Raw genomic sequence first — 8,055 nt, forward strand, 5'->3', positions numbered from 1 at the left:
GGTCACGATCACCGCCAAGCCGCCCGGCGACAATGTGCCGTGGTTCGTCTCGCTGTTGCTGTCCTGGCTGCCGTTCATCGCGCTGATCGGCGTGTGGATATTCCTGTCCCGCCAGATGCAGGGCGGCGCCGGCAAGGCGATGGGCTTTGGCAAGTCACGCGCCAAGATGCTGACGGAGGCCATGGCCGCGTCACGTTTGAGGACGTCGCCGGTGTCGACGAAGCCAAGCAAGACCTGCAGGAGATCGTCGAATTCCTGCGCGACCCCGGCAAGTATCAGCGGCTCGGCGGACGCATTCCGCGCGGCGTACTGCTGGTCGGCCCTCCCGGTACCGGCAAGACCTTGATCGCCCGCGCGGTCGCCGGCGAAGCCAATGTGCCGTTCTTCACTATCTCGGGTTCGGACTTCGTCGAAATGTTCGTCGGCGTCGGCGCCTCTCGTGTCCGTGACATGTTCGAGCAGGCCAAGAAGAACGCGCCCTGCATCATCTTCATCGACGAAATCGACGCGGTCGGTCGCCATCGTGGCGCCGGTCTCGGCGGCGGCAATGACGAGCGCGAACAGACCCTCAACCAGTTGCTGGTGGAGATGGACGGCTTCGAAGCCAATGAAGGCGTGATCCTGATCGCCGCCACCAACCGTCCGGACGTGCTGGATCCCGCGCTGCTGCGCCCGGGCCGCTTCGACCGCCAGGTCGTGGTGCCGAACCCGGACGTCGTCGGTCGCGAGCAGATCCTGAAGGTCCATGTCCGCAAGGTGCCGCTGGCGCCGGATATCAACCTCAAGACCATCGCCCGCGGCACCCCGGGCTTCTCCGGCGCTGACCTGATGAACCTGGTCAACGAAGCCGCTCTGACCGCCGCGCGCCGCAACAAGCGCATGGTGACCCAGAGCGAGTTCGAAGAGGCCAAGGACAAGGTCATGATGGGCGCCGAGCGCAAGTCGCTGGTGATGACCGAGGAAGAGAAGATGCTGACGGCCTATCACGAGGGCGGTCATGCCATCGTCGGCCTCAACGTCGTCGCCACCGACCCGATCCACAAGGCGACCATCATCCCGCGCGGCCGTGCGCTGGGCATGGTGATGCAGCTGCCGGAGCGCGACAAGCTGTCGATGTCGCTGGAGCAGATGACCTCGCGCCTCGCCATCATGATGGGCGGACGCGTCGCCGAAGAGCTGATCTTCGGCCGCCAGAAGGTGACGTCGGGTGCTTCTTCCGACATCGAGCAGGCCACGCGCCTCGCCCGCATGATGGTGACGCGCTGGGGCCTGTCCGAGGAACTCGGCACCGTGTCCTACGGTGAGAACCAGGACGAAGTGTTCCTGGGCATGTCGGTGTCGCGCACGCAGAACGCGTCTGAAGCCACCGTGCAGAAGATCGACAGCGAGATCCGTCGTCTGGTCGAGGAGGGCTACAACGAGGCCACCAAGATCCTCACCGACAAGCGCGCCGACCTGGAAGCCCTGGCAAAAGGCCTGCTGGAATTCGAGACGCTGAGCGGCGACGAGATCACCGATCTGCTCGATGGCAAGAAGCCGAACCGCGAATCCGTGCTCGAGCCGACCGGCCCGCGCACCTCCGCGGTGCCGCCCGCCGGCAAGCCGCGTCCGCGTCCGGACGCCGGCCTGCAGCCGCGGCCGCAGGCGTAGGCGGATCCAATCAAGATGGACGGCAAACGGGCGCTTCGGCGCCCGTTCTGCTGGGGTCATGCCTTGCGAACGGCAGGACCAGATGCGACGATGCTCGAAAGATCTGCGAACTCAGTGATTTTGCCATTGGCAATGCGGGGAGTTTGAATGACGGTCAGGGAATGCGATGTACCTTCAAGCAGCACGCTCAACAGGGCTCTGATCGAACGGTCATATTTTCATGATTCATACCGGGCGCCACTGACGCAGTCTTCGATGGGTATCATCGATATCTTTTTTGCTCTGTTCGGACATCATCCGCTCTGGATGAAGCGGATTTTGATTGCCCGCAACGTCGCGGCGCGAATTTTTGGTCTGGAAGCGCCAATGATCGCCGAAATCTTAAAGCCCAGGGCTCGAAGCAGTTACGTTGCTGGCGACAAGATTGGTCCCTGGCCGGTTTGCTTCATAGGTGATCATGAAATTGTTGCCGGTCGAAATAATAAGCATCTCGACTTCAGGCTGTCGGTGCTGAAAGTGGTCGATGGCGAGACGACGGGTGTTGTCGTCTCGACCGTTTGCTCGGTCCACAATCTCTTCGGGAAAATCTACCTGTTTTTCATCATTCCGTTTCATCGCGCCGGTGTTCAGCTGTTGATGTCGAATGCGGTGACGGCGAAGCGAATCTAAAAACAACATCATACGCGAACGGCACCGCCGGGACCTCCCAGGCCGCCCCAGCCGCTGGCATGAGGCCGATGAAGGCGGTGCGTTGGCCTTCCATCGCGCATGCCGAAGCACCAGGTTGGAAACTGCCGCGCCAGCACGTTGGACCGCTGCCGCGGCCCGGCGATGTGGTCGTCGCCCGGACTGACCGCGTGACGTGACGTGACGTGTCGTGACAGTGCCGCGGCGTCTTCCGGCAGCACGGTTGAATCTCTCCGCGCAGAGATCGAGCAGACCGATGCCGTGGCGAGAACCCCGCGGCGCGGCGATCGCCATGGTACGAATGCCGTGAGGCCGGATTAGCTCGGCTTGCGCCAGCTTGCGCGACGCGGCCCTTAAATCTTCCTCAATGCCGGTGGTGGCATGCTGCGCGGGCGCATCGGGCGCGGGGGACTTGGCCGATGGCCGCACAAATTCTGGCGCCGGTTCCGGACGACACCGCGGTGCCCAAGGCGCTGTTCAATATCTGCTTCACGCTGGCGGTGATCCATGCCGCGTTCTTCCCGGCATTTTTCGGCCGCGGCTGGATCTATGACAGCGACGGCCTCGGCTTCCCGACCGATTTCGTCAATGTGTGGTCGGCCGGCCGGCTGGTGCTCGACGGCCATCCGGCCTGGGCTTGGGACTGGGATATCCAGAAGAAGATCCAGGAAAGCGTGCTCGGCCAGAGCTATCCGGGCAATTTTGCCTGGCACTACCCGCCGCCATTCCTGTTCGTCGCCGCGCTGCTGGCGAAGCTGCCTTATGCCGTGGCCTTCGCGGGCTGGGCCGCGGTCAGCTTCCTGCCCTATCTCCTGATGATGCGCGCGGTGGTCGGGCGGCCGTTCGGCCTGCTGCTGGCGGCGTCGTTTCCGGTGGTGCTGACCAATATCCTGGTCGGGCAAAACGGCTTTCTCACCGCGTCGCTGATCGGCGGCACCCTGATATTGCTGCCGAGCCGGCCGGTGCTGGCCGGCATCTGCCTCGGCCTGCTCAGCTACAAGCCGCAATATGGCCTGCTGTTTCCGCTGGTGCTGATCGCAGCCATGCAGTGGCGGGTGTTCGTGTCGGCGGGGATCACCGCGGTGGCGCTCGCCGGCGTGTCGTGGCTGGCGTTCGGCACCGAGAGCTGGCAGGCGTTCTTTCACTGGATGCCGATGTTTTCGCAGGCCTTCCTCACCGAGGGCCGGGCGCCATGGGGCAAGATGCAGAGCCTGTTCGCGCTGGTGCGCTATTTCGGCGGCAGCGAGCCGCTCGGCTGGGGCTTTCAATGGGGGATGACATCGGCCGTGGCGCTGACCCTGATCGGGCTATGGCGCAGCCGCGTACGGTACGAATGGAAGGCCGCCGCCTTGGCCACCGGCACGCTGTTGGTGACGCCCTATCTGTTTCTCTACGACGTGATGGTGCTGGCGATCGCGGTTGGCTTTCTGGTCCGGGTCGGTCTCGCCGAAGGATTCTGGCGCCATGAACTGCCGGCGCTGGGCCTCGCCGCGGCGCTGTTGATGTTCTTCCCGCTGGTCGGCGCGCCGACCGGCTTTGGCGCCACGCTGATCGTGGCCGCGTTGATCGCGCGTCGCTGCGGACTGTGGCAGCGCAAGGCGGTCGCTGTGGTTCCGCTTCCCGCCTAGCGAGGGTTCGCTTCGCCGGGCGGGGCGAGGTTGAAATTCACGCCAGTCGGCTCTCGATCGCCAGCCGCACCAGTTCGGCGGCGCTGCGCAGGCCGAGCTTGTGGCGCATCATCGACGAAGTGTTGGCGATGGTCTTGTAAGAGGCCTGCACCATCCAGGCGATCTCGGCGAGGCTTTTGCCAGTTGCGAGCAGGCGCAGGATCTCGATCTCGCGCGCCGACAATTTGCCGAGTCGGTCGTCGGGCCGGGCAAAGGCAATGCCCTGCGCGGTGGCCGGCGTCAGGAACACGCCGCCGCGGCCGACCTCGCGGATCGCCTCGACCAGGTCGCCGGGATCGCCGGACTTCGAGACATAGCCTTTGGCGCCAGCCTCGATGGCGCGCGCGGCAAACACCGGATCGTCATTCATGCTGAACATGATGATCCGGGCGTCGGCATCGCGCGCCAGAATCCGCCGCGCCAGCTCGAAGCCGGAGACGCCGGGCAGGTTGATATCTAGCACGCAGACATCCGGCGCCTCGGCGATGAAGGCGGCTTCGCCCTTTTCGGCGTCCGCGGCTTCCACAATGCTGATGCGGGGGTTATCCGCCAGCAAAGCGCGGCAGCCGGAGGCCACGATTGGGTGGTCGTCGACGATCAGGATGCGCATTTCCATCGATCCCGGCGCAATTCCACCTGGAGTGTGCCATCACGAAGTTCTACTGCTACGTTTAAATAAAGCGCTGGCAACCACGCCTGTCAACGACGGTGCGTTGTGCACAGCGGCATGCATGAGGGAGCGATGTGGCAGAAACTTTCGCTGCGGGCGCGGCTGAATACGCTGCTGGCGCTGGTGCTGATGCTCGGCCTCGTCATCAATGTCGCCCGTCTCGTGCTGGAGGCCGGGCCCCGCATCCAGGCCGAGGACCAGAGCGTGATCCGGCTGGCGCGCGAATTCGTCGAGACGCTGGTTGCCGGATTGAATGAAGCGCCGGATCCCGAGGCGCGGCTAGCTCGCCTCGTCGAGGATCTCAACCGGCTGCGGCATGTCAGCATCGCCCGCGAAGGCGAAGGCCTGTCCGGGTCGAAGGTCGCTCGCCTCGGTATCGATGGCGCGAACGCGCCGCCGGGATGGTTTGGGCGGCTGGTCCACCCCGAACTGACCGAGTTGCGGGTGCCCGTCACGGTCAACGGACGATCGCTGGGCGCGCTGACCATCGCGTCCTATCCGGTCGACGAAATGGCCGAGATCTGGGACGGCATCGTCACCCAGATCGCGATCGGTTCGGCGATTGCCCTGACGCTGTTCCTGCTCATCATGACCGTGGTGAACCGGGCGCTGGCGCCACTGCGACATCTCGGCGACGCCATGGGCCGCATCGAGCAGGGCCACTATCAGACCCGCGTCGCGGTTTCCGGCGCACCGGAGCTGGCCGCGATCTGCGAACAACTCAATCATCTCGCCGCGGTGCTGGCGACGACAATCGAGGACAAGCGCCGGCTGGCCGAGCGCGTGGTGTCGCTGCAGGACGCCGAGCGCAAGGAAATCGCGCGGGAATTGCACGACGAGTTCGGGCCGTTTCTGTTTGCGCTGCGCGCGCATGCCAGCGCGCTGCAACGGGCGGTCGGCCGCGCCGCGCCGGACATCGCCGCGCTGCGTCGCCATGGCGACGCGATGCAGGCGCAGGTCGGCGAATTGCAGCAGCTCAATCGCCGCGTCCTGGAGCGGCTGCGGCCGGCGGGTCTCAGCGAACTCGGCCTGCGCGAGGCGCTGCGGGCGCTGACGCGGCTGTGGGGCGAGGCGCATCCCGATGTGGCGATCGAGATGTCGATCGCGCCAGCGCCCGGCGAGATCAGCGAAACCGTCGAACTGACGGTCTATCGCGTGGTGCAGGAAGCCCTGACCAATGTGTTCCGCCATGCCGGGGCGACGCGGGTGATGGTGGCCGTGGCGCAGGCGTCCGGAGCCGCGGCGGTGACCGTTCGCGTCGAGGATAATGGCGCCGGCCTCGCCGGGGATCATCGCCCCGGTCTCGGCTTGACCGGGATGCGCGAGCGGGTGCTGGCGCTGGGCGGCGAGATGCGCGTGGCATCGACGGGGCAGGGCGTCACGGTGCAAGCCAGTATTCCAAACATTGCTGTCGCCGCCCCCCAGTTTGATCCATGAGGATTGAATGGGGGTGATCTCTGCAGGATCTTCGCGAGGCGCAGTGCTCTGCGCCCGGGACATGATTTCAATGAGCCCAATCCCGCTCCAGAGCGTGATGCACTAAAAATGAATCGGTTTCCCATCCCCCGTCATTGCGAGGAGCGAAGCGACGCGGCAATCCAGGGCCACGAGCTCGGCGAGGGCTGGATTGCTTCGTCGCAAGGGCTCCTCGCAATGACGGGGCCAGTAATTCGAATTCACATAAGGTCATCTCGCTCTAAAGCCGCACCCGGATTCCGCCATACACCGCGAATGGCGCGCCGGGGACTTCGGTGCGCTGGTCGGTCAGCGCGATCGGCGGTCCGGCCTTCGCGGTGCCGGCCGGTTCGAAATAGCTGCCGAACAGCGCATATTGCTTGTTGAACAGGTTGTTGACCACGCCGAACAGCGTGACGTTGCTGGTCACTTCGAACGAGGTGTGCAGATTGACCACGGCGTAGCCCGGCAATTGCGTGTTCTGGTTGCCGTCGTCGCCGACATAGAGCCGCTTGCCTACCGCCACGACATCGGCGCCGAGCTTCCATTGCGGCGTGATCAGATAGTCGGCACCGGCCTTGAACTGGTGTTGCGGGATGCCGGGGATGCGATTGCCGGACACAACGCTGACATTGCCGTCGGCGTCGGCGAGCGGATTGTTCGGCGAGGCGAGGGTGCCGTCGAAGCGGTAGGTGGCGTCGATATAGGAGTAGCCGGCATAGGCCAGCCAGCGCTCCGACCTGTACTCGGCGGCCAGTTCGATGCCCTGGCGCCGTGTCTCCTGCACGTTCTGGTAATAGCCGCGGCCCTGGATGAAGCTGGCGAGGTTGACGATGTCGTCGGTGCTGTCGATGCGGAACCAGCCGGCTTTCCATTCGAAATTGCCGCCGGCGAATGGCGAGGTGCCGCGCAGCCCGGCCTCATAAGTGTGGCCGACCACCTGGCGGAGTGGCGGGTCGGACACCAGAAAGCTTTCCAGCAGGCACGGCTTGGCCGGATTGGAGCAGCCGAGTTCCAGCGGCGTCGGCGCGCGGTTGGATTCCGAATAGCCGCCATAGGCGGTGATCCATGGCGCCAATTTATAGGTCAGGCCGACCACCGGGTTGAAGCGCGAGAAGCTGGAATCGCTGTTGAGGTCTGGGCTGCTGCCGAGCACGTCGCGGACATTGATCTTCGCGACATTGTAGCGACCGCCAGCGGTGGCCGCGAGATTCTCGGTGATGTCGAAAGTGTCGGTGACATAGAGCCCATAATAGGTGTTGCGGGTATCGATGGTGACCGGCGTATAGCCGACATTGCCGAGCGTATGAATGATCGAGCCGTTGCCGGGAATCGCCGGATTGATGCCGACCGAGAGGTCCGGATAGATGTAGCCCAGCGTCGAGGTCGCGGCGAAATTGCTGGCGCCGCGGTCGATGCTGCCGCCGACCACGAAGTGATTGCCGTGGCCGAAGATCCGGTCGTCATTGGTCGCCTGCAGCGAGCCGCCAAAGGTGCTGGAATCCGTGCGGGTGCGGTCGATGGTGCCATAGGGCACCGGCGCGCAGGTGTTGCCGGCGCCGGGCGGGCAGGGGATCGGCTGGTTGTTCGCGTCGAGGATCGCGAACTGGTTGCGGAACGCGAGCGCGGCAGCACCGGTGAACGGCATCGGGCGCGGGAAGCCGTCATCCTCCAGGCACAGCCGGTTGGCGAACGACGACGAATTGCCGCAGCGCTCGACATTGCCGTCATTGCCGTCGACATGGTCCTGCTTGAAGAACCGGCCGTACAGATTGCCCTGCAGCGACCAGGTGTCGGTGATGGCATATTTGCCGTTGAGCCCGACCAGCGCCATCTGGTTGTCGGTGGTTTGCGGCGTGGTGTAGATCGCGTCGCGGCCGAGTGCCAGCAGTTGCACCGGCGTCGCCGCGGCGACGCCGAACGAAC

5 protein-coding genes and 1 pseudogene are annotated in these 8,055 nt (G+C 64.7%); 4 read left to right on the forward strand and 2 right to left on the reverse strand.

Annotated features, from left to right (window positions below; translation table 11 throughout):
- From ftsH to Q0S16_RS15715, 3 genes and pseudogenes are all read left to right on the forward strand, one after another.
- Nucleotides 1-1,650 (forward strand): annotated as a pseudogene (gene ftsH / locus Q0S16_RS15705) (ATP-dependent zinc metalloprotease FtsH); the annotation flags it as partial.
- A 147-nt stretch (nt 1,651-1,797) separates the two neighbouring features.
- Nucleotides 1,798-2,319 (forward strand): DUF2867 domain-containing protein, encoded by a 522-nt coding sequence (locus Q0S16_RS15710; RefSeq protein WP_295849884.1) that lies wholly within the window; start codon nt 1,798-1,800, stop codon nt 2,317-2,319.
- 437 nt (nt 2,320-2,756) lie between these two features.
- Nucleotides 2,757-3,965, forward strand: a complete 1,209-nt coding sequence (locus Q0S16_RS15715; RefSeq protein WP_295849885.1) for a glycosyltransferase family 87 protein — start codon at nt 2,757-2,759, stop codon at nt 3,963-3,965.
- Between the two features lie 37 nt (nt 3,966-4,002).
- On the opposite strand, the gene Q0S16_RS15720 is transcribed toward Q0S16_RS15715, so the two are convergent.
- Complete coding sequence (locus Q0S16_RS15720) at nt 4,003-4,614, reverse strand: response regulator transcription factor (protein WP_295849888.1); 612 nt, start codon at nt 4,612-4,614, stop codon at nt 4,003-4,005.
- Nucleotides 4,615-4,746: 132 nt separating this feature from the next.
- Here Q0S16_RS15720 and Q0S16_RS15725 point away from each other — a divergent pair, with 132 nt between their 5' ends.
- Entirely contained in the window at nt 4,747-6,111 is a 1,365-nt protein-coding gene (locus Q0S16_RS15725) for an ATP-binding protein (protein ID WP_295849890.1), read from the forward strand.
- Nucleotides 6,112-6,370: 259 nt separating this feature from the next.
- Here the strand turns inward: Q0S16_RS15725 and Q0S16_RS15730 are convergent.
- On the reverse strand, nt 6,371-8,055 hold a 1,685-nt coding region (locus Q0S16_RS15730), incomplete at its 5' end, for a TonB-dependent receptor (protein WP_295849892.1).

Origin of the sequence: Tardiphaga sp. (assembly GCF_025356345.1) — a bacterium.
In the GTDB taxonomy this organism is placed as follows: domain Bacteria; phylum Pseudomonadota; class Alphaproteobacteria; order Rhizobiales; family Xanthobacteraceae; genus Tardiphaga.